Source organism: Bacteroides sp. D55t1_190419_B8, assembly GCF_015558905.1.
In the GTDB taxonomy this organism is placed as follows: Bacteria; Bacteroidota; Bacteroidia; order Bacteroidales; family Bacteroidaceae; genus Bacteroides; species Bacteroides vicugnae.
Genome location: NZ_JADMOU010000024.1, coordinates 46,793 through 73,548, shown reverse-complemented (window position 1 = coordinate 73,548; position 26,756 = coordinate 46,793). Strand labels below are relative to the sequence as shown.

General features: G+C 38.8%; 34 protein-coding genes and 1 pseudogene. 30 read left to right on the top strand and 5 right to left on the bottom strand.

All coding sequences use genetic code 11. From position 1 onward, the window contains the following. Positions 1 to 2 precede the first annotated feature (2 nt). From I2I13_RS18210 to I2I13_RS18110, 21 genes and pseudogenes are all read left to right on the top strand, one after another. A complete protein-coding gene (locus I2I13_RS18210; protein WP_129733327.1) occupies positions 3 to 464 on the top strand; it encodes a DUF3408 domain-containing protein in 462 nt (153 codons plus the stop codon). Between the two features lie 18 nt (positions 465 to 482). Continuing rightward, complete coding sequence (locus tag I2I13_RS18205; protein WP_129733326.1) at positions 483 to 929, top strand: DUF3408 domain-containing protein; 447 nt, start codon at positions 483 to 485, stop codon at positions 927 to 929. A gap of 2 nt (positions 930 to 931) precedes the next feature. Further along, complete coding sequence (locus I2I13_RS18200; RefSeq protein WP_129733325.1) at positions 932 to 1,687, top strand: hypothetical protein; 756 nt, start codon at positions 932 to 934, stop codon at positions 1,685 to 1,687. A gap of 163 nt (positions 1,688 to 1,850) precedes the next feature. Beyond that, positions 1,851 to 2,153: a DUF4134 domain-containing protein gene (locus I2I13_RS18195; protein WP_018075063.1), complete on the top strand. Its 303-nt coding sequence runs from the start codon at positions 1,851 to 1,853 to the stop codon at positions 2,151 to 2,153. 23 nt (positions 2,154 to 2,176) lie between these two features. Further along, on the top strand, positions 2,177 to 2,509 hold the full coding sequence (locus tag I2I13_RS18190; RefSeq protein ID WP_129733324.1) for a DUF4133 domain-containing protein: 333 nt from the start codon (positions 2,177 to 2,179) through the stop codon (positions 2,507 to 2,509). Then, complete coding sequence (locus I2I13_RS18185; protein WP_163218418.1) at positions 2,502 to 5,006, top strand: TraG family conjugative transposon ATPase; 2,505 nt, start codon at positions 2,502 to 2,504, stop codon at positions 5,004 to 5,006. Before I2I13_RS18190 ends, I2I13_RS18185 begins: the two co-directional genes overlap by 8 nt. Positions 5,007 to 5,011: 5 nt before the next feature. After that, entirely contained in the window at positions 5,012 to 5,314 is a 303-nt protein-coding gene (locus I2I13_RS18180; protein ID WP_129733322.1) for a DUF3876 domain-containing protein, read from the top strand. Positions 5,315 to 5,351: 37 nt separating this feature from the next. After that, positions 5,352 to 5,972, top strand: coding sequence for a DUF4141 domain-containing protein (locus I2I13_RS18175; RefSeq protein WP_129733321.1), 621 nt, complete (start codon positions 5,352 to 5,354; stop codon positions 5,970 to 5,972). A gap of 20 nt (positions 5,973 to 5,992) precedes the next feature. Next, the gene (traJ, locus tag I2I13_RS18170) at positions 5,993 to 6,979 is read left to right on the top strand and encodes a conjugative transposon protein TraJ (RefSeq protein ID WP_129733320.1); all 987 of its coding nucleotides are present in this window, start codon (positions 5,993 to 5,995) and stop codon (positions 6,977 to 6,979) included. A 21-nt stretch (positions 6,980 to 7,000) separates the two neighbouring features. After that, the gene (gene traK, locus I2I13_RS18165) at positions 7,001 to 7,624 is read left to right on the top strand and encodes a conjugative transposon protein TraK (RefSeq protein WP_129733319.1); all 624 of its coding nucleotides are present in this window, start codon (positions 7,001 to 7,003) and stop codon (positions 7,622 to 7,624) included. A gap of 3 nt (positions 7,625 to 7,627) precedes the next feature. Beyond that, positions 7,628 to 7,903 carry a TraL conjugative transposon family protein gene (locus I2I13_RS18160; RefSeq protein ID WP_129733318.1) on the top strand — a complete coding sequence of 92 codons (276 nt, stop codon included), beginning with the start codon at positions 7,628 to 7,630 and terminating at the stop codon, positions 7,901 to 7,903. After that, positions 7,896 to 9,251 carry a conjugative transposon protein TraM gene (gene traM / locus I2I13_RS18155; RefSeq protein ID WP_129733317.1) on the top strand — a complete coding sequence of 452 codons (1,356 nt, stop codon included), beginning with the start codon at positions 7,896 to 7,898 and terminating at the stop codon, positions 9,249 to 9,251. The genes I2I13_RS18160 and traM overlap by 8 nt, the downstream gene beginning before the upstream one ends. A 71-nt stretch (positions 9,252 to 9,322) precedes the next feature. Then, complete coding sequence (gene traN, locus I2I13_RS18150; protein WP_129733316.1) at positions 9,323 to 10,285, top strand: conjugative transposon protein TraN; 963 nt, start codon at positions 9,323 to 9,325, stop codon at positions 10,283 to 10,285. A gap of 2 nt (positions 10,286 to 10,287) precedes the next feature. Next, entirely contained in the window at positions 10,288 to 10,872 is a 585-nt protein-coding gene (locus I2I13_RS18145; RefSeq protein ID WP_129733315.1) for a conjugal transfer protein TraO, read from the top strand. Between the two features lie 13 nt (positions 10,873 to 10,885). Next, complete coding sequence (locus I2I13_RS18140) at positions 10,886 to 11,224, top strand: hypothetical protein (RefSeq protein ID WP_129733314.1); 339 nt, start codon at positions 10,886 to 10,888, stop codon at positions 11,222 to 11,224. A 20-nt stretch (positions 11,225 to 11,244) separates the two neighbouring features. After that, positions 11,245 to 11,673 (top strand): annotated as a pseudogene (locus I2I13_RS18135) (DUF3872 domain-containing protein); the annotation flags it as partial. A gap of 185 nt (positions 11,674 to 11,858) precedes the next feature. Next, positions 11,859 to 12,458 carry a M23 family metallopeptidase gene (locus tag I2I13_RS18130; protein ID WP_165359883.1) on the top strand — a complete coding sequence of 200 codons (600 nt, stop codon included), beginning with the start codon at positions 11,859 to 11,861 and terminating at the stop codon, positions 12,456 to 12,458. 2 nt (positions 12,459 to 12,460) lie between these two features. Further along, positions 12,461 to 14,332, top strand: coding sequence for a DUF4116 domain-containing protein (locus I2I13_RS18125; RefSeq protein WP_129733312.1), 1,872 nt, complete (start codon positions 12,461 to 12,463; stop codon positions 14,330 to 14,332). A gap of 11 nt (positions 14,333 to 14,343) precedes the next feature. Next, entirely contained in the window at positions 14,344 to 14,787 is a 444-nt protein-coding gene (locus tag I2I13_RS18120) for a PH domain-containing protein (RefSeq protein WP_129733311.1), read from the top strand. Positions 14,788 to 15,137: 350 nt separating this feature from the next. Continuing rightward, positions 15,138 to 15,500: a hypothetical protein gene (locus I2I13_RS18115; protein ID WP_129733310.1), complete on the top strand. Its 363-nt coding sequence runs from the start codon at positions 15,138 to 15,140 to the stop codon at positions 15,498 to 15,500. Next, positions 15,491 to 15,835 (top strand): hypothetical protein, encoded by a 345-nt coding sequence (locus I2I13_RS18110; RefSeq protein WP_129733309.1) that lies wholly within the window; start codon positions 15,491 to 15,493, stop codon positions 15,833 to 15,835. The genes I2I13_RS18115 and I2I13_RS18110 overlap by 10 nt, the downstream gene beginning before the upstream one ends. A 44-nt stretch (positions 15,836 to 15,879) precedes the next feature. On the opposite strand, the gene I2I13_RS18105 is transcribed toward I2I13_RS18110, so the two are convergent. The 5 genes from I2I13_RS18105 to I2I13_RS18085 all read right to left on the bottom strand — a co-directional run bounded on the left by I2I13_RS18105 (position 15,880) and on the right by I2I13_RS18085 (position 20,776). Then, positions 15,880 to 16,875 carry a hypothetical protein gene (locus I2I13_RS18105; protein ID WP_129733308.1) on the bottom strand — a complete coding sequence of 332 codons (996 nt, stop codon included), beginning with the start codon at positions 16,873 to 16,875 and terminating at the stop codon, positions 15,880 to 15,882. A gap of 113 nt (positions 16,876 to 16,988) precedes the next feature. Then, positions 16,989 to 17,321, bottom strand: coding sequence for a hypothetical protein (locus I2I13_RS18100; protein ID WP_129733307.1), 333 nt, complete (start codon positions 17,319 to 17,321; stop codon positions 16,989 to 16,991). A 197-nt stretch (positions 17,322 to 17,518) separates the two neighbouring features. Next, positions 17,519 to 18,583, bottom strand: coding sequence for a tyrosine-type recombinase/integrase (locus I2I13_RS18095; RefSeq protein WP_195650150.1), 1,065 nt, complete (start codon positions 18,581 to 18,583; stop codon positions 17,519 to 17,521). Continuing rightward, a complete protein-coding gene (locus tag I2I13_RS18090) occupies positions 18,567 to 19,550 on the bottom strand; it encodes a tyrosine-type recombinase/integrase (protein ID WP_195650149.1) in 984 nt (327 codons plus the stop codon). The genes I2I13_RS18095 and I2I13_RS18090 overlap by 17 nt, the downstream gene beginning before the upstream one ends. Beyond that, positions 19,547 to 20,776 carry a tyrosine-type recombinase/integrase gene (locus I2I13_RS18085; protein WP_195650148.1) on the bottom strand — a complete coding sequence of 410 codons (1,230 nt, stop codon included), beginning with the start codon at positions 20,774 to 20,776 and terminating at the stop codon, positions 19,547 to 19,549. Before I2I13_RS18085 ends, I2I13_RS18090 begins: the two co-directional genes overlap by 4 nt. A 485-nt stretch (positions 20,777 to 21,261) precedes the next feature. On the opposite strand from I2I13_RS18085, the gene I2I13_RS18080 reads away from it, so the two are divergent. From I2I13_RS18080 to I2I13_RS18040, 9 genes are all read left to right on the top strand, one after another. Continuing rightward, positions 21,262 to 22,275 (top strand): IS110 family transposase, encoded by a 1,014-nt coding sequence (locus tag I2I13_RS18080; RefSeq protein WP_129733306.1) that lies wholly within the window; start codon positions 21,262 to 21,264, stop codon positions 22,273 to 22,275. A gap of 67 nt (positions 22,276 to 22,342) precedes the next feature. Next, the gene (locus I2I13_RS18075; RefSeq protein ID WP_129733305.1) at positions 22,343 to 22,675 is read left to right on the top strand and encodes a helix-turn-helix transcriptional regulator; all 333 of its coding nucleotides are present in this window, start codon (positions 22,343 to 22,345) and stop codon (positions 22,673 to 22,675) included. 88 nt (positions 22,676 to 22,763) lie between these two features. Then, a complete protein-coding gene (gene arsM / locus I2I13_RS18070; protein WP_129733304.1) occupies positions 22,764 to 23,597 on the top strand; it encodes an arsenite methyltransferase in 834 nt (277 codons plus the stop codon). A 12-nt stretch (positions 23,598 to 23,609) separates the two neighbouring features. After that, entirely contained in the window at positions 23,610 to 24,044 is a 435-nt protein-coding gene (locus I2I13_RS18065) for an arsenate reductase ArsC (RefSeq protein ID WP_129733303.1), read from the top strand. Then, positions 24,037 to 25,071 carry an ACR3 family arsenite efflux transporter gene (arsB, locus tag I2I13_RS18060; RefSeq protein WP_129733302.1) on the top strand — a complete coding sequence of 345 codons (1,035 nt, stop codon included), beginning with the start codon at positions 24,037 to 24,039 and terminating at the stop codon, positions 25,069 to 25,071. The genes I2I13_RS18065 and arsB overlap by 8 nt, the downstream gene beginning before the upstream one ends. Positions 25,072 to 25,101: 30 nt before the next feature. After that, positions 25,102 to 25,530 carry a nitrophenyl compound nitroreductase subunit ArsF family protein gene (locus I2I13_RS18055; protein WP_129733301.1) on the top strand — a complete coding sequence of 143 codons (429 nt, stop codon included), beginning with the start codon at positions 25,102 to 25,104 and terminating at the stop codon, positions 25,528 to 25,530. After that, entirely contained in the window at positions 25,530 to 26,228 is a 699-nt protein-coding gene (locus I2I13_RS18050; protein WP_129733956.1) for an aromatic aminobenezylarsenical efflux permease ArsG family transporter, read from the top strand. Before I2I13_RS18055 ends, I2I13_RS18050 begins: the two co-directional genes overlap by 1 nt. Positions 26,229 to 26,256: 28 nt before the next feature. Next, positions 26,257 to 26,490 carry a thioredoxin family protein gene (locus tag I2I13_RS18045; RefSeq protein WP_129733300.1) on the top strand — a complete coding sequence of 78 codons (234 nt, stop codon included), beginning with the start codon at positions 26,257 to 26,259 and terminating at the stop codon, positions 26,488 to 26,490. A gap of 11 nt (positions 26,491 to 26,501) precedes the next feature. Then, a complete protein-coding gene (locus I2I13_RS18040; RefSeq protein ID WP_129733299.1) occupies positions 26,502 to 26,723 on the top strand; it encodes an ATP-binding protein in 222 nt (73 codons plus the stop codon). Positions 26,724 to 26,756: the final 33 nt, after the last annotated feature.

The following is a 26,756-nucleotide window of genomic DNA, read 5'->3' as shown; positions in this document are numbered from 1 at the left end:
TTATGGCGAAAAAGAAAGAAGAAGTAAACCTGAATGAGATTGATGCCAGTTTTGTCATATCCTCATTCAAGAATAAGGAACGCCGGAATAATCCGAGTTCCATACCCAGAGCATTAGTTCCTGAACACGAAAAGAAACAGGAACAGGAAGCGGAAAGCGTGGAACCTGAAAAAACGGAAGTTATTCAGGAAGAATCCCCCCGTGAGGAAACCAAACGGAAACGCAGTAAATCTCCTGATTACGAAAGCCTGTTTATTCAGGAAGTCGGCATTACGGCACGTACCGGAAAATCTGTTTACATACGCAAAGACCACCATGAAAAGATTATGAAGATCGTTCAGGTCATCGGTAAAAATCAGGTGTCTTTATTCAGCTATATAGATAATGTACTGTCCCAACATTTTGCTGCTTATCAGGATGAGATAACGGAATTGTACAATAAAAACAACGAAGGAATTTTCTAACAATAAAACAATCAAATTATGATAGTCAGTCCATTTTTAATAGATAGCGGAGATAAGGCAATAATAGGAATTGTCCTCTGGGGATTGGTGATACTGGCGGCAATTATTCTGCCGAAAGCTATTCGCTATAAGAAACGTATGCGGAAAGAATACGAAGAAAAAACGGCTCCTGAAATAGAAATGATAGTCGTTCCGGGTGATAAAACGAAACCCGAATCTTCCGGCTATAAGAAACAGTTTCTTGTCAATGCAGGTATCCCGACAAGAAACGGAAAATTAGTAAGTATCCGTAAGGAATACCATAACCGGATTTCAAAGATTGTAGGGGTTATAGGAAAAAATGAAGTAACCATATTCAGTTACATAGACAATGTCCTGAAGCATCATTTTGAAACCTTTCAGGATGAGATTTCAGAACAGTATAAGAAGAATAACAATGATGATTACCTAAACCCTAAAAAGTAAGGATGGAAAAGATATTTATAACCGTAGTTATCCTGTATGCCCTTTTTGTCGGAATTTATTTCTTGTGGGCAAGAGCAGGAAAAAGACGAAAAAAGAACATTATCGGTCAGGGTAGCTCCATTCATGAAGCAGGTCGTTTGAAGGAAAATATTGTCGGGAAAAGCACATTTGATTTAAGCGCATCGACGCCACTCGCTGCCAAATCGGAGCCACTCACTGCCACCTCGCTAAAATCTGAAAATCAGGCTGAAAATCCCGATATATTTGCTTCGCCTAACGAGGTAAAGCCATCAGCGGAAGTGCCGCCGGAGGAATTGGAAGAAGCGTTTTCCGACACTCCACCGGATGAAGAAAACGAGCCTATGGATATAGATTATCCGCTCGAATATGAAATGACGGACGAAAACGAAGATGCGCCGGAAGACGAAGAAGAAACGGAAGAAGTGGAAGGAACGGCACAAGCCGTACTCGCTTCAGGTATTCAGTTCGATGATCTGGGTAATGCAGTCCGCACTGTAAACCGGACGAATGAAGCAACGCCGGAGCAAAAACGAAAAGCGGGCGATACTTTACTGGAGATACGGCAGACTGATATGTTTGAACAGGTGGTTTCTGGTAAGCCCGATGCAAAGCGAATCGTTACCGACCTTATGGCTGAAAGCCTTTCGGCTTTTTATGAGCGGAAAGACAAGGAAGCCGGAACTGCCGGAAACGGCAAAAAGGCTCCCGACAATTTTAATATCAGAGATTTCGCATAGTGCGAAAAGTATTAATAATAATGTAAAACAAAGAAAGATGAAAGAAAGAGATTACGGATAGCTTTCGCGCTATCAACCACTAAAAAATTCAATAGTAACAAGATTTATCAACCCGGTATCGGGACTATCCACCCCGATACCATTTTTTAAACAATTTCTCATTATGACAAAGAAAAAATTTCTAATGTCGGCAGCTTTTATTCTGGCTGCTGTTTCAAGTGCATTCGCACAAGGTAACGGAATTGGCGGCATTACCGAGGCCACGAACATGGTAACGAGCTATTTCGATCCGGGGACAAAATTGATATACGCCATAGGTGCGGTCGTCGGTTTGATTGGGGGTGTAAAGGTGTACGGAAAATTCAGTTCCGGCGATCCCGATACATCGAAAACGGCCGCGTCGTGGTTCGGTGCCTGTATATTTCTTATAGTTGCCGCTACCATCCTGCGCTCCTTCTTCCTTTAATCAGCTTCATACAGATAAGAGTTATGGAGTTTAATATTAACAAAGGGATAGGCAAAAGCGTGGAGTTCAAAGGTTTAAAATCACAATACCTTTTCATATTTGCCGCAGGCTTGCTTGCCGTATTCATTGTCTTTGTCATTATGTATATGGCAGGCGTGGATCAGTGGGTGTGTATCGGCTTCGGTGTAATCGCTGCATCGGTATTGGTATGGATGACCTTTAACCTGAATACAAAATACGGGGAACATGGCTTAATGAAAGTCATGGCTGTAAAACAGCATCCCCGCTATTTGATAAACAGGAAAACTCCGCACCGCCTGTTCAAACGGAAAAGAAAGGAGGTAGGATATGCGTAATATAATGAAGGCATCTACCATTGAAAACAAGTTCCCGTTACTGGCTGTCGAACATGACTGCATCATTTCAAAGGATGCGGATATTACGGTCGCTTATTATGTGGAGCTGCCGGAATTGTTTACAGTAACCAATACGGAATATGAAGCGATACACTCGTCCTGGACGAAAGCAGTAAAAGTCCTTCCTGAATACAGTGTGGTGCATAAACAAGATTGGTTTGTGCGTGAAACCTACAAACCACAGACTGATAAGGATGATATGAGTTTCTTATCCCGCAGTTTTGAAAAGCACTTCAACGAACGTCCTTTCCTGAATCACTCATGTTTCCTGTTCCTGACTAAAACAACGAAAGAGCGAATGAGAATGCAAAGCAACTTCTCATCGCTTTGTCGTGGGAACATTATTCCTAAAGAAGTCAATAAGGATACGAGTGTGAAGTTTCTGGAAGCTGTCGGGCAATTTGAACGGATAATGAATGATAGCGGATTTATTACGCTTACCCGTATCAGTTCGGATGAGATTACAGGAACGGATGAAAAGGCAGGGCTTATTGAAAAGTATTTCGCCTTGTCGCTCGATGATACCACCTGCTTGCAGGATATGGAACTGGGTGCCGACGGACTTCGGGTAGGTAGTAAACATATTTGCCTGCATACGCTTTCGGATGCAGAAGATCTGCCCGGACGTATTGGAACGGATATGCGGTATGAAAAACTATCGACCGATAGAAGTGATTGCCGTTTGTCGTTCGCTTCTCCGGTAGGATTACTTCTCTCATGCGACCATATCTACAACCAGTATTTATTTATTGAGGATAGTGCGGAGAATCTTCGGAAGTTTGAAAAGAGTGCAAGGAATATGCAGTCGCTTTCAAAGTACAGTCGTGGAAATCAAATAAATAAGGAGTGGATCGACCAGTATCTAAACGAAGCGCATAGCTTCGGGCTGACTTCCATCAGGGCGCATTTCAACGTGATAGCGTGGAGTGATGATGTGGAAGAACTAAAACATATCCGCAATGACGTAGGTAGCCAGTTGGCTCTTATGGAATGTAAGCCCAGACACAATACTGTGGATGCCGCTACTTTGTACTGGGCAGGAATGCCGGGTAATAGTGGGGATTTTCCTGCGGAAGAAGCGTTCTATACATTTATCGAACCTGCCTTGTGCTTTTTCACGGAAGAAACAAACTACCGGAGTTCACCCAGTCCGTTCGGTATCAAAATGGCGGACAGGGTTTCAGGTAAGCCACTCCATGTGGATATTTCCGACTTGCCCATGAAAAAAGGAATTATTACAAATAGGAATAAATTCATTCTTGGGCCGTCGGGAAGTGGCAAATCTTTCTTTACAAATCACATGGTGCGCCAATACTACGAACAGGGTACGCATATCGTTTTGGTGGACACAGGAAACTCTTATCAGGGATTATGCAACCTAATCAACAAGCGCACAGGTGGTCAGGATGGAGTATATTTTACTTACACGGAACAAAATCCGATTGCTTTCAATCCTTTTTACACGGATGATAATGTTTTCGATATTGAAAAGCGTGAGAGTATAAAAACGCTGATCCTTACCCTGTGGAAAAGGGATAATGAGCCGCCTTCACGGGCGGAAGAAGTTGCCCTCTCCAATGCAGTCAGCCAGTATATAGAAAAGTTGAAAACCGATAAAAAACTGATACCGTCTTTCAACACATTCTATGAGTTTGTCCGTGATGACTACAAAAAGGTACTGGAAGAAAAGAAAGTACGTGAAAAGGACTTCGATATAGCGAATTTCCTGAATGTACTGGAGCCGTACTATCGCGGGGGTGAATACGACTTCCTGTTGAACTCGGATAAGCAACTGGATTTATTATCTAAACGCTTCATTGTCTTTGAGATAGATGCGATAAAAGACCATAAAATCCTATTTCCCGTCGTAACGATCATAATCATGGAAGTGTTCATCAACAAAATGCGCCGTTTGCAGGGCATCCGTAAGATGATATTGATTGAAGAAGCATGGAAGGCAATCGCTAAAGAGGGTATGGCAGAGTACATTAAGTATCTTTTTAAGACTGTGAGGAAATTCTTCGGAGAGGCGATTGTCGTTACACAGGAGGTCGATGATATTATCGCTTCTCCTATTGTGAAAGAGAGTATTATCAACAATAGCGACTGTAAAATTTTGCTCGACCAAAGAAAATACATGAACAAATTTGACAGTATTCAGGCGTTGTTGGGATTGACCGAAAAGGAAAAATCGCAGGTACTCTCTATCAATATGTCCAATGTACCCAGTCGTAAATACAAGGAAGTCTGGTTTGGGTTAGGAGGTGTACAAAGTGCCGTATATGCCACAGAAGTAAGTCTGGAAGAATATTACACCTATACAACCGAAGAATCGGAGAAAATGGAAGTGATGCAACTGGCTGAAAAACTGGATGGAAATATGGAACTGGCGATTAAGCAGATTGCTGAAAGCAAGCGACAGGAGTACGGAGGATAGATGCCATGAAAAGAAAAAACAGTAAGCCGTTTGCGGCACCGCAACTTCATACCCATTTCCCGATGAGAGAGATATGCGGGACATGGGAAAGCCTTTGCGGTTCCCCCGGACTTAAAATATTCCATGACGGTAGTCGGTTCCGGTTGAAGTTTATTTACAAACAAAACACGGCGTTTACCGTCCCTTTGTGCCAGAGCTGGGGGATTACCTTTTTCTATTTCTACGGTATGATTCGCATTGCCTACGATGATGAGCGGGATATGCTTCTGCTTACTACCGAAGGCGAATACAAAAGGGTGTACGATTAAGGTACACAAAATCAATAATCATTAAAAAATAAAAAGTATGAAACGAATATTTATGTGCCTGATAGTGGCACTTTCTATGTTCTCATTTCAGGCGAAAGCGCAGTGGGTTGTAACCGATCCGACCAATCTTGTGCAAAATATCACAAGTGCGATACAAGGTACATCCACGGCAGGTAATATGATAAAAAACCTGCAAGAAAGTATCAAAATCTACAATCAGGGAAAGGAATACTACGACGCTTTGAAGTCTGTCCACAATCTGATTAAAGATGCCCGTAAGGTACAAAAGACGATTTCAATGGTCAGCGAAATTACGGACATCTACGTGAACGGATTTAATAAAATGGTGGGTGATCCCAATTTTACCCCGAATGAACTGGCGGCAATCTCAACAGGCTATGCCAAACTACTGGAGGAAGGGGGAGCGTTGGTAACGGATTTGAAAAACGTAGTTACCGGAAGCAACGGGCTTTCCCTGTCCGATAAAGAACGGATGGATGCGATAGATGACATTTATACTAAGATGTTGGACTATCGTAACCTGACTAAGTATTATACCCAAAAGAGTATATCGGTTTCGTATATCCGTGCCAAAGAAAAAGGCGATACGGACAGGGTATTATCTCTTTACGGTAGTCCTGCCGAAAGATATTGGTAATCAAACAAATGTAGTCAGTTATGAATTTTGACAACTTACATCAGATTCTTGCGAATCTGTACCAAGACATGATACCTCTTTGCAGCAACATGATTGGGGTTGCAAAGGGGTTGGCAGGATTGGGCGCACTCTTTTATGTAGCATACAGGGTATGGCAGGCGTTAAGCCGTGCGGAGCCTATTGATGTGTTTCCGCTTCTCCGTCCTTTTGCGATAGGGCTTTGTATAATGTTTTTCCCTACACTGGTTTTGGGAACTATCAATGCGGTTATGAGTCCCATTGTTACAGGTACTCATAGCATTTTGGAATCGCAGACAATGGATATGAAAGCCTATCAGCAACAGAAAGATAATCTGGAGTACGAAGCCCGTGTCCGTGAGGGTAAAGCGTGGCTTGTCGATGATAAAGTGTACGATCAAAAAATGAAAGACCTCGGTATTACCGATACGCCTGAAATTATCAGTATGTGGGGAGAACGCCTTTGGTATGATATCAAGGCATGGTTCCGGCAGGTAATCAGGGATTTCTTTGAACTGCTGTTCAATGCTTCCGCATTGGTCATTGATACGATACGCACATTTTTCCTTGTCGTGTTAGCCATACTGGGGCCTATTGCGTTTGCCTTTTCCATTTATGACGGGTTTCAGGCAACGCTCACCCAGTGGCTTACACGCTATATAAGCGTATATCTGTGGCTTCCTATTTCTGACATTTTTTCTTCCGTACTGGCACGCATACAGACTTTGATGCTTGAACAGGATATAGCCTTGTTGCAAGATCCGAACTATATTCCCGACGGCTCGAATGGTGTGTATATCGTATTCTTGATTATCGGAATTATCGGATACTTCACTATCCCGACCGTAGCCGGATGGATTATTCAATCAGGTGGAGCGGGTGCATACGGAAGCGCAGTAAACAAAACAGCAAGTAAAGCAGGTGGAATTGCCGGAGGCGTTGCGGGATCAGTAGCCGGAAACGTTGGCGGTCGTTTGCTTGGTAAATAACCAATAAATGTAATTAAAAACATGGAGTTCAAAAGTTTAAAAAATATTGAAACAAGTTTCAAGCAAATAAGGATTATCGCCATTGTGTTTGTGGTGCTGTGTGCAGGAATTACCGGATATGCAGTCTGGAACTCATTCAGCTTTGCGGAAGCACAACGGCAGAAAATCTATGTATTGGATGAAGGAAAATCGCTTATGTTGGCTCTTTCACAGGACTTATCTCAAAACCGTCCTGTTGAAGCAAGGGAGCATATCAAGCGATTTCACGAACTGTTCTTTACCTTATCACCGGATAAAAGCGCCATTGAATCAAACATCAACAGGGCACTCTTTCTGGTGGACAAAAGTGCTTTCCGCTATTATCAGGATATGTCGGAAAAAGGTTACTACAACCGCATTGTGTCGGGTAATATCAATCAGATTATTCAGATTGATTCTGTGGCATGTAATCTCGATGTTTATCCCTATAAGGTAATGACCTACGCCCGGCAAATGATTATCAGGGCAAGTAATGTAACGGAGCGAAGCCTTGTTACACGCTGCGACCTGATAAACTCTGTCAGAAGCGACAATAATCCTCATGGGTTCACTATGGAACGCTTTGAGATAATAGAAAACAGGGATTTAAGAACAATAGACCGATAAGCCATGATAAAGAAAAAACTTACAGCCGTAAGGGACTGGATGGAAGACGGTCTGCGGTCATTGTTAGGGCAGATAACGCCCGACGGACGGATTATTATAATCCTTGTAATGCTTTTCGTGTTTGGCGCAGGTTCCATCTACATGACGGTTTCTTCCATATATAATATGGGAAAGAAAAGCGGTCAGGAAATGCAGATAGACCATATCAAGCAACTGGAACTGGAGTATCAGCAGAAAGCAGATAGTATCAACCAAATAAACAGATTTGATTATGAGTAAGGAAAACGAAGGTAACGAACCGAAACCGGAAGTTACTGAAAAAAAGAAAGAGAGTAAGCCTAAAAAAGAGCTTACGCCGCAGGAGATTCAGAAGCGGAAAAAGATGCTTGTCTATCCCTTGTTTGTCTTGCTGTTCATCGGGGCTATGTGGCTCATCTTTGCGCCCTCCGGCGGAAAGGATGAAAAGCAACCCGACGGGTTTAACCCTGAACTACCCATCCCTAAAGACGAAGGTATTGTAGGGGATAAGCGGACAGCTTACGAACAGGAAGCCATGCGTAACAAAGAAGAAAATAAAAGGCGTAGTTTACAAGACTTTGCATTTTCGCTCGGTGAAGATGAAGACCGCAAAACGCAGGAAGATTACGAAAAACAGGTGCGCACGGCTCCTGTTACTCCCGATTCTCCCGATAACTCCCGTAGTGCGGCTTCTCCTATCCAATCTTCAGCCCATGCTTATCAGGATGTAAACCGCCAGTTAAACAGTTGGTATGAACAACCCGCAAGCGGAGCCGATGAACAGCAGCTTGCTTTGGATCGGCGTATGCAGGAATTGGAGCGTAAACTGGAAGAAGCCGAAGCTGCGAAAAGTGCGGAGGATAAACAACTGGAACTGATAGAAAAATCTTATCAGATTGCAGCCAAATACACGCCCAATGCACAGGGACAGGTAACGCCTGACGGACAGCAGCAACAAAATGGGGATAACACAATCAACCTGCGTGAGAAAGTAACCCCGAAGCCTGTGTCACAGGTACATCACAGTGTTGTTTCGCTTTTGGCAGCTCCAATGGATAATGACGAGTTTCTGGAGCAATACAGCAAGCCCCGTAACATGGGATTTATCACGGCTGCCGGACAGGAAGGCGTAAGGGAGAAAAACGGTATCAAGGCTTGTGTGTGCCAGACTATAAAACTTTCCGATGGGAAAGAAATGCAACTGCGTTTACTGGAGCCTATGAGAGCCGGAAATATTCTGATTCCTGCTAATACTATTCTGACAGGAAGTGCGAAGATTAGCGGGGAGCGGCTTCAGGTAACAATCATTTCTATACAGTATGCAGATAATGTGATACCTGTTGAAATGGATGTTTACGATTTAGACGGATTGCGGGGATTTTCGGCTCCGGGTTCGGATGAAATGAACGCAGCTAAAGAAATTGCAGCCAACATGGGTACGTCGATGGGCAGTAGCATTACCATAACAGACGACGCAGGTTCACAGCTTGCCGCCGATTTGGGGCGAAGCGCCATTCAGGGATTGTCGCAATACGTCAGTAAAAAAATGCGTAAAGTGGAAGTAACATTGAAAGCTAATCATCAGGTATTACTTCTTCCAAAGGTATAAAACAGGGCGTAAGCCTACCACTAAAAAAATCCAATAGTATTTAGTAATTAACAATTAAAACAATTTTTCGTATGAAACAAATTCTTTTTGCACTCGCTATTATCGGGTGCGTATTCACAGCGAACGCTCAGGATGTTGAAAAACAGAGCGTAGAAAAACAGCAAACAGCAAATATTTCTCCCTCTACCGGAGATTATTTTGACGGTCTGACCAGACCGCTAACCTTTAACCGGATGATACCACCGTACGCACTGGAGGTTACATTCTCAAAGACAGTGCATATCATTTTCCCGTCTGCTATAAGATATGTCGATTTGGGTTCTGCCGACCTGTTGGCAGCCAAAGCTGCTGGAGCGGAAAACGTATTGCGTGTAAAAGCTGCTCTCCGGGACTTCTCTCGTGAAAGCAATTTGGCGGTCATTACCGACGATGGCGCATACTATACCTTTAATGTTAAATATGCCGATGAACCGGTGAAATTGAGTGTCGAAATGACCGACTTTATCCATGATGGAGAAGCCGTGAACAGACCAAATAACGCTATGGAGATTTACATGAGGGAATTGGGTAGCGAATCGCCGTTACTGGTTAAACTGATAATGAAATCTATCTATAAAAATGATGACAGGGAAATAAAGCACATCGGTTCCAAACGTTTCGGTATTCAGTACACACTCAAAGGAATTTACACGCATAACGGATTGCTTTATTTCCACATGCAACTCAAAAACTCATCCAATGTGCCGTTTGATGTAGATTTTATCACTTTCAAGATTGTAGATAAAAAACTGGCGAAACGTACAGCCATTCAGGAACAGGTAATTGTACCACTCCGGGCGCATAATAACCTGACATTGATAGGTGGAAAACGGACAGAACGTGTGATTTTCACTTTGCCGAAGTTTACGATACCGGATGATAAGCACCTTATCATCGAACTGAACGAAAAAGAGGGCGGACGGCATCAAAGTTTTGTTGTCGAAAATGCCGACCTGATAAGGGCGAAAGTTATCAACGAATTGAAAGTTAAATAACCATGAAACGGCTATTACTTATACTAACGTTTGTGCTGTGCCTGGTCTTTGCAGACCAAGCACACGCACAGCGTTGTTTGCCCGGTATGCAAGGCATACAGGTAACTGGTGGAATGGTAGATGGATTCCATTTGTCAGACAAAAAGAATGAACTGGGCTATTATTTCGGGTTGTCGATGGCCACCTATACCAAACATGCAAATAAGTGGGTATTCGGTGCCGAGTTCCTGAATAAATATTACCCTTATAAAGATGACAGAATACCTGTCAGCCAGTTCACTGGAGAGGGTGGTTATTACCTGAAATTTCTTTCCGACCATAATAAAGTAGTCCTTTTTTCTTTGGGCGGATCTGCTCTTGCCGGATATGAAACAAGCAACTGGGGAGAAAAAACACTTTTTGACGGTTCCACACTCCGGAATAAAGACCGGTTCATTTATGGGGGTGCTATTACGTTGGAAATGGAAACCTATTTATCAGACCGTGTTGTATTGCTCCTGACTGCCCGTGAACGGATATTGTGGGGAACATCAACAGGGCATTTTCATTTCCAGTACGGATTAGGGTTAAAATTTATAATAAACTAAACTTTGAGAAGAAATGATAGCAACAACATCAGATAACCTCTTAGAATTTTTAAGATTCTGGAATAATGAACATTTATCGCAGGATGATACTGTCCCTGTGAATATGTATAATATGTCTGCTTTGTCAGCGGGGGTTGGTTTCACATTAAAATGGTTTATTTCAAAAGACGATTTTGAAAAAATAGCGAAGGAAGTAAACTACGTTTTTAATGACAGTGATAAAACTCGTATGCTCCTTAATATTGGAGAAGATAGAATAGAACTGGAAATAGACAAGTATAATATTATTGCTGATTTCAAGGAAGAGGTTAGAGGTATTGATGCTGTCTTTGATAAAATGACAAAACAATAAATATTTTAAAATAAAAAAACATGAAAAAGTTTTTAGCATATTTTTTATACACGCTATTGCTATCGGCAATAGTCTGTGCCTGTAGTGACGATTTGGATATTCAGCAGGCTTATTCATTTGATCTTGTTACTATGCCCGTCCAGAAAAAAATCGTTCAGGGCGAGAGTGCGGAGATTCGATGCCAACTGGTAAAGGAAGGTGACTATGATAACGCCCGGTTCTTTATCAGGTATTTTCAAAGTGATGGAAAAGGAGAACTGCGGATGGATGACGGAACGGTATTTCTACCGAATGACCTATATCCGTTGAATAAAACGACATTCCGGCTCTATTATACATCACACAGTACGGATCAGCAGGTTATCGACGTATATATCGAAGATTCATTCGGTCAGGTCGTGCAAAAAACATTTAGTTGGCAGAATGACAAGGGGGATGATGAAGAAGATGATGATTTACTAAAAGTATCAGTCCATGATTATATGCAGCTATATCGTGTTAAACGTCCTCTGCTGGCTATGGATAGCCCATTCGTTGAATAATGCACCGACAGACGTAGATCTGTGGGGTGAGGAAGTTGAATAAGTAAAGTACCCGGATTATTTCGGGTACTTACTGTTTTTACAGATTGATTATGAAATACCTACTAATATTCGTCACCGTTTTGCTGCATTTGCCTTTATGGGGGCAGCCGTTTGATTCTCTAAACAGAAAATCGGAAATAGAAGACTGTACGAAATCTGCCTATTCTATAAATGAGTTCCAACAGATAGCGGATTCTTTGCAAATGTCTATTGATGAGTTATCCGACTATCCTGTGATTTTTCCAATAAAAAAACCGCTATATATTTCATCGGGCTTTGGTAGGCGTTATCATCCTGTTTATAAAATACAAAAATTTCATACCGGGATTGATATTCCTAAAATCAAAGGTACCCCAGTCTATGCCACTGGTAACGGGATAGTAGTTCGCAAGGGTTTTTGTTCGGGATATGGGAACTACATTGAGATTGAACACGCAGGCGGTTTCCATTCATTTTATGCCCATTTGAGTAAGACGATGGTAAATGCAGGGGATTCGGTAAGTATAACCCAACAGATTGCCTGTGTAGGCAATACAGGAGTATCGACAGGTAGCCATCTGCATTACGAAGTAAGAAAAGGTAAGCGCTATCTGAATCCCCAAAAATGGTGTTATTGCCTTTTTGAAATTATAACAACGAAAAATAAATAAAAATGAATCCACAAGAAAAACAAGATGCTGAATTTGTCAGTAAGGATAAAGACAGATTTATGACACTACCCGGAGATAGACGAACTGAAAGTGTTTCTCTGGCTGCCATTGAAGTTGATCCCGATAATATAAGGTATGTGCCTGAAAATATTCTGAATGAAAAACTTATGAAAAAGGCACTTCAAGGTGATGGTTTAACATTGGAGTACATACCTGATAATATGAAAACATCCGATCTATGTAATGTTGCTGTGGAGAATAGCGGCTGGGCATTACAGTTTGTTCCTGAAGAAATGAAAACAGAACAAATGTGCCGAAGAGCCCTTCATTCCGCTTATGATATTACGGGAGAGGGTATCGAAGTGTTAGCTTTCATCCCTTATCCAGACGTTTGTATGCATGGGATAAAGCTATATGAAAATTCTATGGTTAATATGATGGATATATACGGCTTCATCAATCCGCAAATTATGACTGCGGAGATGGCCATGTATGGTGTTAAGGATGAACCGGGAGTATTAGGCTTTATTCCGGAACATCTTCATTCTTATGAGTTAAGAATGGAGGCTGTTAAAGGTGATGGTATGCGGCTATATAATATTCCTGACAAAGATAAAACGATGGAATTATGCGAGGCTGCAATTAATTCGACCTTTCATAGCCTGAGATATGTTCCCGATGAAATGAAAACTACGGAACTATGTAATCAGGCTTTAAAGAAAGACGCTTTTGCAATACAGTATTTCCCTGCGGATAAACTAACACATGAAGTTTGTCTGGAAGCGGTAAATACAGCCAGTCATCCCCGTATATTGTCATTTATACCGTTTGAGGATATTCATCTAAAGGTTTTCAATGAACAATGCAAAGATTACTCCACTACGAAAGAATTTTTGGAGAATATGAAGCCTGATTATATAAAACAGGATTTGGCATATAAAATTTTTGAGAAACAACCAGAGTTGTTTTACAATATCCCCATCCAATTTAAGGATAAACAATTATGCGAAGCTGCTGTAAAACGTGACGGATCATACTTGGCACATATTCCAGAAAGCCAAAAAACAAAAGAATTATGTGAGTTAGCTATAAAAAGCAGTCCTTATGCCATTCCGTATATTTTGGATGAAATGAAAGGGGAAGAACAATATCGAAAAATGGTAAAAGATAATCCGAAAAACTTAATAGGTATTCCTTATGAAGACCGAACCGATGAATTGTGTCGGATTGCTTTGGACAATACTTTCGGGAAAGATAAAAACGATTTCTCTGTTGTTAATTCTGTTACATCATCTCAAATGTTGCTGGAAGTATTTAAAGCTCATACTAATCCCGAAAAAGTGGATTTGTTGTTACATATTGTTAGTCATGATTTAATCACACCGGAAATAGCAAAAGATGCTTTACAAAAGAGCGGTAGAAGTTTTCACGTTATACCGCAAAAGGCTTGGACACCCGAAGTTGCTGAAACAGCCGTTAAGAGTGATCCCAGTTCATTAGGTTGGGTTCCTTCTAATATGAGGACTGCTGATATGATTTTATTTACTAAAAAAGCTATTGAGGGATATAACATCAATATTCCAGAAGAGATTAGCAAGGGCGATAACATTTATACATTCCACAAAAGAGTGGAAAATATAATAAATAAGCCCTTATCATACGATCAGCATAAGCAGCTATATAATGGAGAATCTATTAGAGTTAAGGATATACAAACATCTAATGGTTTTGTGAAAATTGGAGAATTAAGGTATGATGCAAAGAGCAAAAACCTAAATGTCAAATCTGTGGAACAAACTACCGCAGAAAAACAAAAAAACTCTATCCAAATCAATAAAAAGCCAGACCGAAAAGGGAAAGGGCGGAAAATCTAAAAAACAAAAATATGAACTTTTTATCTACATATTTACAGCCCGGAGAAGAAATAAAATACAGGGCAAAAATACATATATTTCTTTTTCTCCAACCCGCTATATTGTTGGGTATTGGCTATATGTGTTATCTTGATGATGCCCGGATGACACGCTATTTAGGTGTAACATTGCTGTTCTTGGGGTTGGTTTCCCTTGTACAGCGTGTTTTGATAAAGGTTGGTTCGATTTATGCCGTTACTAATAAACGAGTAATTTTGAAAACGGGTGTAATAAGCCGCAGAACGGTCGAACTTGTCCTGGCTAAATGCGAAGGATTGCATGTAAGCCAGAACGTGTTGGGACGTATATTTAATTTTGGAACTATTACAGTAACGACTGGCGGTGCTATCAGTAGCTATCCTTTTATCGCTCGTCCGTTTACATTCAAGCGAGAAATCAACAAGCAAATAGGATAGTTTACAGTGGCGTGCTATTGATTTATGTTTTCAAAATCAGTAATATTCCATTGTTTTTGTGTATTTTTGCACACAGGATCATTTATAACGATGCCAGTCATCGGATGGTTCTTACATAGGAAATAGCAGCATTATAGTGAGGTTTTGAAAACCGCCAAATATTTTAGAACTCACTCACATGGTAATGGATGTTAGCTTCCGTCAGTCTGTATATATGTTACTCGCATATACCGGCAAGGGCGTGAGGTTATTATCTATTGAGTGAGTGGGTGCTTGGCGGTACCTCAAAGCCGATATTTAGTAATTCTTGCGCCTGTTTTTTGGTACTAACATAATATTACAGAGAGATCATGAATTTTGCACAAAAAGCCATTTCTAAACTTTACCTTAAAAGGCAATCACCTGTAAATAAGTTTACTGTTTGTGATAAAATCCGTCCTATACTGGTATTACACAGAATTTCGATTAAAGAATCACTATTTATTTTTCCTGACTATGAGTATGTCTATGAAGCAATGAAAGGGAAAAAAGAATTAGTCAGTACACGGGATTGTATTCGATTTGAAGACATAGTACATCTGGACGAAACAGAGGTTTATGTGGAGATTGTAACCCGCACGGGCTTTGTTCATTTGTTATCTAAGGAAAAGCCGGAGAGAACCTATTTTAATATGTTTTCAGTTACCCATAATAAACCCCGTTTATGGAAATAAAGACAATCTATACTAAAGTAAAAGACTATATTGAGTATAAGAAATTTGTGTTTGAGGATTTGCGGGCTATGGGCTACATTTCAAAAGGGGAGATACTTTTCGTTTCTGTATTTATCCTGTTCGTGGTAGGCTTTACAACTTGGTGGATAATTGATAGTCGGCAAATGGAAAAGGAATACCAAAGGAAGGTGCAGGAATTAGACAGACATTACAGAGAGAAACAAAAGGAACTGAAGATTGACAGGCATTCATTGGACAAGATGCCTCACGAATTTGATTCTCTGGAGGATTGGATCAGGTGGGAAATGGAAAATGATTTTGACAGACCTCGATAAAACAAAAGAAGCATTAAATTTAACTTTAATGCTTCTTTTGTTTTTTATTTCACGGTATATTTTAGAGTTGATTTCTTCATCATTTGCTCTGTTGAAAGTTGTTCCGTTATCTGATCTATTGCTTGTTCTACATTTATGTCCTCCTGTAACTGCTTTTCCGATATATCCCTAATTTTTTCTGCAAAATTGGGGGGAATACTTATTGTTCTTATTCCCTGCATGATTCCGGTTCCGGCATCCACAAGAAACATTGTTATTATATTTGCTTCTGAATTTAACCAATCGTCTTGTTTTTCCTCTGGAATTTTAGTTACATCAATACTCACTTCAAAAGAAAAACCCATGTCAAAAATCAGAAATGGAATGTTAGAGTTTTCATATAAGTAAACATCTAATTTCCCCTTTCGGAATAGTCTTATTTCTTCTGTCGTTGGTTCATGGAAACTGCAAAAAACATCAAAAAATGCTGTATTAATAATAGCAGCAGTTGTTTCTATTTGATTCAAATATCTTTCATCAGGGAATCTCTTACCCACCTCGTATTTTATTTTTTCTTTTGATGTAGTGTCAGCAGAATGTGTGTTATTTGTTTTTTTTCGGTAATCGTTGAGATATAAGGAATAATATATGTATAGTTCCACTTCGCCCATTATCATTTCTTCTTCTCCGCTTGTAAGCGAAGCGGAAGGATAGCAAGGAACTGTATATATAAAAGAGCTTTCTTTGGGGGTAGTAGTCAATTTCTCAAATCCTCTTTTCTCTATAAAATTATCAACCAGTTCCAATACCATAGATGCGTCTTTTGCTTCAAAACAGCAAAAGTTCATATACAAAGGGATATTATTTTTTTCAAAGTTAAAAATAGCAACGTTGCTGGCTATGGTAGTAACGACTTCCAAATTAGTTAAAGGAAATTTCAATTTGCTCTTTTCCTTATTAATGTCCTCAAAGGGTTTGAGTAAATTTATTGTTTCCTCTGTAATATCATCAGTATCTCTAACAAGTGTAGAGCCTTTATATGTTATATGTTCAACCTTCATGCTTATCGCTTTTTATGCAAAAGTAGAGAATTTATATATATCATAGATGATTTCATTTAACTTTTTAAATATCTGTTAATCTACAATTTACTTTCCATAGTGGAATTTGTAGATTATTCTATGTATTTATTTTCGCTACTATCGGTTTGTTCTCGTAAAGCACGCTTTTTAGCTTTCTCTTTTTTCTTCTTTTCTTTTTTTGCTTTGTCATCTGCGATAATGTCATTCAGAGAGCGAACAGTAACAGGTTCTTCCCGTTTAAACCGTTTGATATATATATCTTCGATAAACTGGGGTAACGGAACTTTCCATGTTTCCTGTTTATGGTTATCTATTTTACCTAATTTATCGGGATTTAGTCCCAACTCACGAGCCATCTGGACGTGCTTATCTGACAATTTATGTTTTTTTTGGGCAACTACCCATTTTTCTATTTTTACAGGCATATTATTGAGATTTCAAGACAAAAATACCTATTTGTTCAAATGTATGAAAACAAATAGGTTTAAAAGGCTTTTTGTTACTTTATCCAAACATTTGGATAAAGTAACTTATCAAAACTTATCCATTATCCAAACTATTTATTGTATCATTATTGTATAACAACATGTTATACAAAAATAGTTTGGATAATATTTTCTCGCTAAAGCCCAACAAGGGTTAGAAGTTCCATGTTTTCTGGCTTTTTCCATTTTTTATCTTGAGATTTAGTAATAGTGTCTTCCAATGTATCAATCGCCTTTTTCTTCTGTTCTTCAGTCACATCCTCGTATATCATAGTTGTAGAGAGATTGCGATGTCCAAGAAGTTCTTTTATTTCAACAATATTGATATTATCTTCTCGCCAATGGGTAGCCATACTATGCCTCCAAAGATGACTGTGTAGATCCAAAGGCACATCAGGACAGATTTCATGTGCTTTGGCTGCATACAATCTGAGACGTTTTGCAATTGCTGGTTGCGTTAATTTCCCCATACATCCTTTATATGGAGAGTAGAATAATAAAGAATCTTTATTTGGCCTATCTCCATGATAAACTCTAAGGTAAAGTTTCAGCCATTCTACAAGGTCATCATGTAGGTAGATTGACCTGAAACTACCTCCTTTTCCGCATAATATTACATATGGATCTTTAACGTTGTCAAGTACGACATCTTTGACTGTCAAAGAGAGTACTTCGTTCAGACGCGCTGCAACCCCATAACTGAGCATCATTAGATTCAAATCCCGTAAACCTATTTTTGTAGCTGTATCAGGTACTGCAAAAATAGCCTTTACCGCATCCCGTGTCATGGCGTGTACAATAGGTTTTACTTTCCGTATTGGTTTTATAAATTCTGAAACTGCCATGTAAATATAAGCATACTCCGGCATCTGACTACCAATATATTTTGTCAGATTTTTAATAGCAGCCATTCTGATATTGCAAGTTGTGGCGCTGACTTGTCGCTTATTTTTCAACCATATTTGCCATTGTGTCAAGACTTCAACAGAGAAACATTCCGGAGTAAGGGTAAACGGCGTTATACCTCTTTCTGACTGTAGGTATCTCAGTAATAAGGACAATGACAGTTTGTAAGAACGTAGTGTGTGTGCACTTGTTGTTTTTACGGATGGTAAAAATGTGGTGTGCCAGTCATAAATCAATTTAGCTGTTTTACGATTTTGAGTGGTTAATGCGCCACTTAATTTAGATGTTTTCTTCATTATATTCAGGCTTTTGAGGTAATAATTCACTGAATTTTTTAGCGCAATTACATTTGAGCTTATCCGTTAGCATCGGGGTAAGATGAAAATAGCCAAAAGTACTTTGTATATTTCTGTGCCCCATGCTACGGGAAAGAAACAAGAGCTTGCCGCTCAATTCGTATCCGTGATCCTCCCATTTAGAAATATTGGAAATGGCATAGAAACTGCGTAAATCGTATTCAACAGCCTTTTCCTTACTAACTTTAGACCATATCTTGTTAAAGAAAGTACATCCCCAACGTGTCTTGTGTGGTTCATCTTTCATGTCAGGAAAAAGATAAATCCTATTAGGCATTACTTTCTCCATGGCTTGGTTATAACATTGAAGCAATTGTAACATAGAATCATGCAGGACAATGCCATGTTCATCTATGCTTTTGGATTTTATGATTTTCACGATACCAGACTCGAAATTAACATTAGAACATTTTAGCCACCTGACTTCACATGTACGCATCCCGGAACTGTACAACAGACGAAAGTAAACAGGGAGCTGTAATCGGTTTAACAGGGTTGTTATACACCTTCGTTCTTGATATGAGCGTATTACATAAGAGTCACATTCCTTAAAAAATGCAGAAAGTTCATCCTGTGTAAAAAAGTGCGGTATATAAGACTTGGCTTCAACAGTAGGTAAAGGCAAAGGATTTAAGGTTGACCAGCCTCTTTTATTGGCATATTTGAGGAAGCTTCGGATAGGTGTCGTCCTTGATATACAAGTGTTGTTCCTTTCCGTTTCCCTGCGTTTGCACCAGTCCAGCATCTCCACTGTCAATTCCTCACAAGATGGGTAGTTAGCAACAATATATTTGTCGAAGTGATGCAGGTTGTAGTCATAGGTCTTATTCCATCGACCGGAAGCAATGCAAATGGCAACAAATTCTTCGAACTTTGGGGATAGTTTGGATTTGAATGGATATTTCATATGTCAAAAAGGTTAGAGGGTATAGTATAAGAGGATATGTCAAGAGCGCATTCCTTGAGATGCTCATGGTCGGCATCTGCATAAAATTTGAGAGACTCGGGAGACATATGTCCAGTTAGAGATGATACAACTGAACATTCAACTCCACACGAAAGGAGATAAGTCACAAAATGATGGCGAAAAAGGCGGACACCTTTGCATCCTCCTTTATCTCTAACATGCGCACATTTGAAAATTTTCATTACAATATTTGCAATCTTCTTGTATGGTGTGTGGGGATTTTTCGAGGGAATAAAGATCGTGTTAATATCTGATTCAGCCCTTTCGGTAGTGATATAATCAAAAAGAGAATTTCCCGTAACCGCATTTAAAGGTAATGTAAGAGGATAATCTGTTTTTGATTGGATTAGAGTAATTATGTCTTTTCTCCAATCTATATTGTCAAAACGCATAGCTGTTATGTCAGAGCCTCGCAGTCCATAAAAATACAGAAGCCATCCTATCGTACGTTCTTTTAAAGACAAAGTGTTGTCGGGATTTTCAAGACACTTCCGAATACAGTCAGATTCATCTTTTGAAAGAAATTCAAAATTCTTGTATGCCTTTGGAATATTTGGTAAAAAGTTGAGTATGTAATCAGCCAGTTTCGGTTCACGTAATCTAAGAATTTTCATTAACGCCCTTATATGGCCTAAATAACCAACCCCTCTGATTTGCTTGATACCATCGTGGAAAAAAGAACAAATCATTTTAGGTGTAGCTTCTTCCAATACTTCCGCACCGTTATTTTGAAAATGTTTGTAAAATAGAATAGCGCAAAGATACTCTATCCTAACCGTATTCTTACGTTTTCCGGTACACATACCATTCTCTAAATGGTATATAGCCAATGATTTGTAATAGTCATTGAGATTATCAAAACCATTTGTGACGTAAATAAATCCCGTATAATTACCATCAGGATATTTACCGTACAAATCAAAATTCTTCAGTTGCCCAAGACACGCTCTTAGGGACTTGAAACGATAACTTTCAGGAGTATGTCCTTGCTCTTGTACCTCCTGAAAAAATAAATCTTCGTAGGAGGTGATGTTGGAAGAGCTACCTTTAGTCAGGACCAGTTCGATACAGATTTCAATACTACGTAGTTTATTGGCGCAGTACCCTACTTTGGATAAATAATCCATCAACAAATGTTGTTTGAGTTTAAGATTTGATATGTCCATAACACTATGATGATTTTAATGATATGTACAATATGCAAATTTTATCCAAACTCGCAATAGCTATATGTGTATATTACAGCTCGTTATAGTCAAAGTTTTGATAATGAATAAGTTTTGATAAGTTACTTTTTCTTCCGTTAGATTACTTTTACTCATGGAAAACCTTAGGTTTGCATTGTAATTATTTTATAAACTATAATGAGTGAACCGTATGGAAAAAGAGAAATGTAAAGTCTATGTTACTATTTGGGACTCATTTTATTCATTTAATTTCAAGAATATTTAATGATTTACGTTATGAATTAAGAAGAAAGGAAAATAACAAGTAAATCAGCATGGAAAATAGGAATAACTTATGTTACTATAACGAACTTGTTATTTGTCTTGGATTAGACCTATATAAGAATTTTATCTGAAAGATATTTAAGGTTTTTAGGATATATTCAAATGCCTTTCCAAATTATAAATCATTAAATCACTTTATTATGGGAAACTATTATTTTATTGGAATTGATGTGAGTAAAAAGAACTTGGATTGTTGCCTCCTGAGTAATGGTGTGGTGGTGAAACAAGATGTTATTTCAAATCATCAAAAGAGTATCGAGGACTACTTATCTGTAATTTGTGCAGAACAAAATATAGATGCAGAACAAATAGTAGTATGTGCTGAATTTACAGGATTATATATTTATCCTTTAACAATCTCTTGTCAAGCCGGAAACTATAAACTTTGGTTAGAAGATCCTACTCAAATAAAATACAGTTCAGGGTTGCAACGAGGAAAAAATGATCCCGTAGATGCAAAGCGTATTGCTTTATATGCCTATCGTTATATAGATAAACTTAAAATATATAACCACCCAACTATAAGTGTTGAATCAATAAAGCTATTAACAACAGAATTAAATATGCTATGTGTTGATAGAGCTAAATACCAAGCTCAATTATCAGATCAAAAAGAATATATGCCTGATAGAGTCTATAAATTGAAGTCAAAGAGATTATCTCTGCTTATTAAAGAATTAGATAAAGCAATAGCTAATATTGAAGCGGAGATTGAGGATATTGTAGCAAAGGATGCTTTATTATCTCATCAGATGAAATTATTATTGAGCATTGAAGGAATAGGTAAAAAAACTTCTTTAAAAATGATACTGGAAACACAAGGCTTTACACGATTTACAGATAGTCGTAAATTCTGTTGCCATGCGGGTGTTGCTCCATTCAGTTATTCATCAGGAAGTAGTCAGCATTCTAAAAATCGGGTTTCCCATAGAGCAAATAAAAGTATAAAATCTTTACTCCATTTAGCAGCCTTATCTGCTATTCAAAATAAGAATAGTGGATTAAGGGTATATTACGATAGAAAAGTTGCTGAGGGCAAAAATAAAATGTCAGTACTAAATGCTATCAGAGCCAAACTCGTAGCCCGCATGTTTGCCGTAATAAAGAATAATGAACTATACAACTCAAATTATACTAATCAGTTTGTTGTCTGAAAAAACTGTTCGTATATTTGCGAATTAAAAAACTATTCGTATATTTGCGAACTATAAAATGAAGAAGATGGAAAAAGTGAAGAAAAGATATACGGTTGAGCAGGTGCAAATGGCACGTTTCGCCAAAGCCCTTTCGCATCCTGTACGGATTGCTATTCTGCAATTGTTAGCAAGTCAAGAATGTTGTTATCATGGAGATATGTCTGAAGTGTTACCAGTAGCGAAAAGCACTTTATCGCAACATTTGAATGAATTAAAAGATGCCGGTTTGATACAAGGTGAAATTACATTGCCATCTGTTAAGTATTGCATTAATCAGAAAAACTGGTCTTTAGCGAAAAGATTATTTGAAGCTTTATTGACTGAAGTAGAAATATCAGACAATTGTTGTAATACATAATTTTTTATCTTTAAAGTTCGTATGTTTGCGAACCTACAGACAATTCGCTTTAAAGCGAATTGAATTTTTGATAAACTTATTATTATATATGGAAAATAAAGAAATTAAAGAAATGGTAAAGCAAAAATACAGCGCACTTGCTTTACAAAATGATAACCAGTCGTCTTGTTGTGGCTCTGGATGCTGTTCCTCTGATAATGTGTATAACATTATGAATGAGGATTACAGTCAGCTTGACGGCTATGAAGCAGATGCTGATTTAGGTCTGGGATGTGGACTTCCTACAGCTTTTGCCGGATTAAAAAAAGGCGATTTTGTTGTGGATTTAGGTTCCGGGGCAGGAAATGATTGTTTTGTAGCCCGCGCTGAAGTCGGAGAAACAGGGAAAATCATCGGTATTGATTTTACAGATGCTATGATAGAAAAGGCAAGAAATAACGCACAAAAGAGAGGTTTTACAAATGTCACTTTCCGCAAAGGTGAAATAGAAGATATGCCTATTGGTGGTAATTCCGTTGACGTTGTAATAAGTAACTGCGTATTAAACCTATTACCAACCAAAGATAAAATCTTCCATGAAATTTTCAGGGTTTTAAAACCCGGTGGGCATTTCTGCATCTCGGATGTGGTTTTAGAAGGTGAATTACCTGAATCCATCAAACAAGTAGCAGAATTATACGCCGGATGCATTGCAGGAGCAATTCCTAAAGAACAATATATGGTTAAGATTTTCAGTGCAGGTTTTTTACAGGTGAAAATACAAAGGGAAAAACCTATCGTTGTCCCTGATGATATCCTAAAAGAGCATCTTGATGAAAAATCATTCCATGAATACAAGGAGAATAATTCAAAGATATTCTCTATTACAGTAACAGGTGTAAAACCTGAAAGTGCTTGCGATTGTAGTTCCGGATGCTGTTAATAATGTTTTGATATGAATGCACAAAAAGTTTTAATTCTTTGTACAGGCAATAGTTGCCGTAGCCAAATGGCACATGGCTTCCTGCAATCTTTCGACCCTGCATTAAAAGTATTCTCTGCAGGGACAAATGCAAGCGGAAAGGTTAATCCCAAAGCCATAGAAGTAATGAAAGAAGCCGGAGTAGATATATCCAGCCATACTTCCGATAGTGTAGATAAGTATCTGAATGAAGAATGGGATTATGTCATTACGGTTTGTGGTGGGGCAAATGAAAACTGTCCTACTTTTTTCGGTAAAGTGAAAAACCGTTTGCACATAGGATTTGAAGATCCGTCAGAAGCAAAAGGGTCACCAGAATTTATCCATTCGGAATATATCCGGGTACGGGATGAAATAAAAGAAGCATTTTATAAATTATACATAGAAAAAATAAAAGGCAATGAGTAAGAAGAAAATGAGTTTTTTAGATAAGAATCTCACTCTTTGGATATTCCTGGCAATGGCTATCGGGGTTGGGCTGGGTTACTTTTTCCCATCTTTCAGCACTACAATAGATTCATTATCCAGTGGAACTACAAACATCCCTTTAGCCATCGGTTTAATCTTAATGATGTATCCGCCATTGGCAAAAGTCGATTATAAACAATTACCGAAGGTTTTTAAGGACGTAAAAATATTATCAGTTTCGTTAATCCTGAATTGGATTATCGGGCCGATATTAATGTTTGTACTTGCCATCATCTTCTTACACGATTACCCTGAATACATGGTAGGTGTAATCCTTATCGGATTAGCGAGATGTATAGCAATGGTGCTTGTGTGGAATGACCTTGCGGAAGGAAATACGGAATACGGTGCAGGTTTAGTAGCCCTGAACAGTATCTTTCAGGTATTCTTTTACAGTTTCTATGCTTGGTTGTTTATTACGAAACTTCCTCCCCTTTTCGGGTTTGAAGGGGCTATCGTTGATATTTCCATCGGTACGATTGCCGAAACGGTTGCTATATATTTAGGTATTCCTTTCTTAATGGGAATATTGAGCCGACTTATATTAGTGAAATTGAAAGGAGAACAATGGTATAAGGAAAAGTTTATCCCGAAAATATCCCCGATAACCTTAATTGCACTGTTATTTACAATCGTTCTTATGTTCAGCCTGAAAGGTGAATTGATTGTACAAATACCAATGGATGTGGTTCGGATAGCCATACCGTTGCTTATCTACTTTGTCGTGATGTTCCTGCTTAGTTTCTTCGCAGGTAAGTTTATGGGGGCTTCTTATGATAAAAATGCTTCTATTGCTTTCACTGCAACCGGAAACAACTTTGAACTGGCTATCGCAGTGGCAATCGGCGTATTCGGATTACATAGCGGACAAGCCTTTGCCGGAGTAGTCGGGCCATTGGTCGAAGTCCCGGTATTAATCCTGTTAGTGAACTTGGCTTTTTGGCTTCGGAAGAAATATTATAAATAAACATAGTACAAACTAATAAAAACACATTGTATGAAAAAAAGTATTTTAATCGGGCTTTTTGCCATATTGCTGGTAGCCTGTGGTGGTAATGCACAAAAAAACAACGGACAAGCCACTGAAACGCAAGCTAAAGAGCAAGTAGCGGATGCTTCTGTGGTGAACGTTTACTATTTCCACGGTAAACAACGCTGTAAAACCTGTATTGCGGTAGGCGATGTAACAGAGAAGACAATAAAAGAACTTTATGCAGACAATCCACACGTGAAATTCATTGAAGTAAAAACCGATGAAAAACAAAATGCTTCACTCGTAGAAAAATATGAAGTAACATGGAATGCCCTTATTATTGCCAAAGGGGATAATTCCATAGATATTACCGACAAGGCATTTGCCAACGCTTTGAATACTCCCGAAAACCTCACTGACCTGATCAAAACCGAAGTCAATAAAAGATTATGATGGAGTTTTTACAGAATCTTGTGGATGGCTCTAACTTTCCATTACTAACGGCGTTTCTTTTGGGCTTAATGACTGCAATCAGTCCTTGCCCATTGGCAACCAACATTACAGCTACCGCTTATCTTAGTAAAGATATAGGCGATAAGCGAAGAGTAATGTTTAATGGCGTATTCTATACACTCGGCAGAATGTTTACCTATACGGCACTTGGTTTGATTTTCTATTTTGGAGCAAGTCAGTTTCAGGTAGCTAAACTTTTGCAGAATGTTGGGGGAATGTGGCTTGGGATAGCATTAGTCATTATCGGGATATTCATGTTGGACATTATTAAAATAAAGGTTCCTGGAATGAATAAGCTAACCTCAAAAATAGAAAACAAGAAAGGAAAGAAAACCTACCTCGACGCTTTCCTGCTCGGTTTGCTGTTTGCATTGGCTTTTTGCCCTTATAGCGGTGTATTGTACTTTGGTGGATTAATCCCGATGACTATTGCCAGCCCGTCAGGGTTATTACTTCCCCCTGTATTTGCCATAGCTACCGGGTTGCCTGTAATTATCATTGCATGGCTGTTGGCATACAGTGTTAGCAACGTAGGCAAATTCTACAATAAGATGAGTGTCTTCCAGAAATGGTTTAAATGGATTGTCGCTGCCGTTTTTATAATAGTGGGTATTTACTACATAATTACAAGCATTTAATTAGAAATAACAATATAAGATAAATAATATGGAGATTATTGTATTAGGTACAGGTTGTGCCAAATGTAAAACAACCTATGAATCTGTCCGGAAAGTGTTGGCAGATAATAACATTGCTGCCGATTTGAAGAAGGAAGAAAATATACTTGAAATTATGAAGTATAACATTATGTCTTTACCTGCGGTTGTTGTTGATGGAGAAGTAAAGTTGAAAGGGTATGTTCCGAGTGAAGAAGAAATAAAGAAATCCCTGAATCTATAAAACATCACATTATGAGCAGCACATGGTATCCGATTATTGATTCGGAAAAATGTACAGGATGTTCCGCTTGCTTTGAAAAATGCAAGAAAGGAGTTTATGCGATAGAAAATGAGAAACCAGTAGTTGTATATCCTGATGGATGTGTAACTGGTTGTCATGGTTGCGAACCTCTTTGCCCTACTGCTGCAATCAGTTACTTTGGTGATGCAGCAACAATGGATTACTGTAATTGATAGAATTGTACGCATTGAATAGATGCTGTTTTG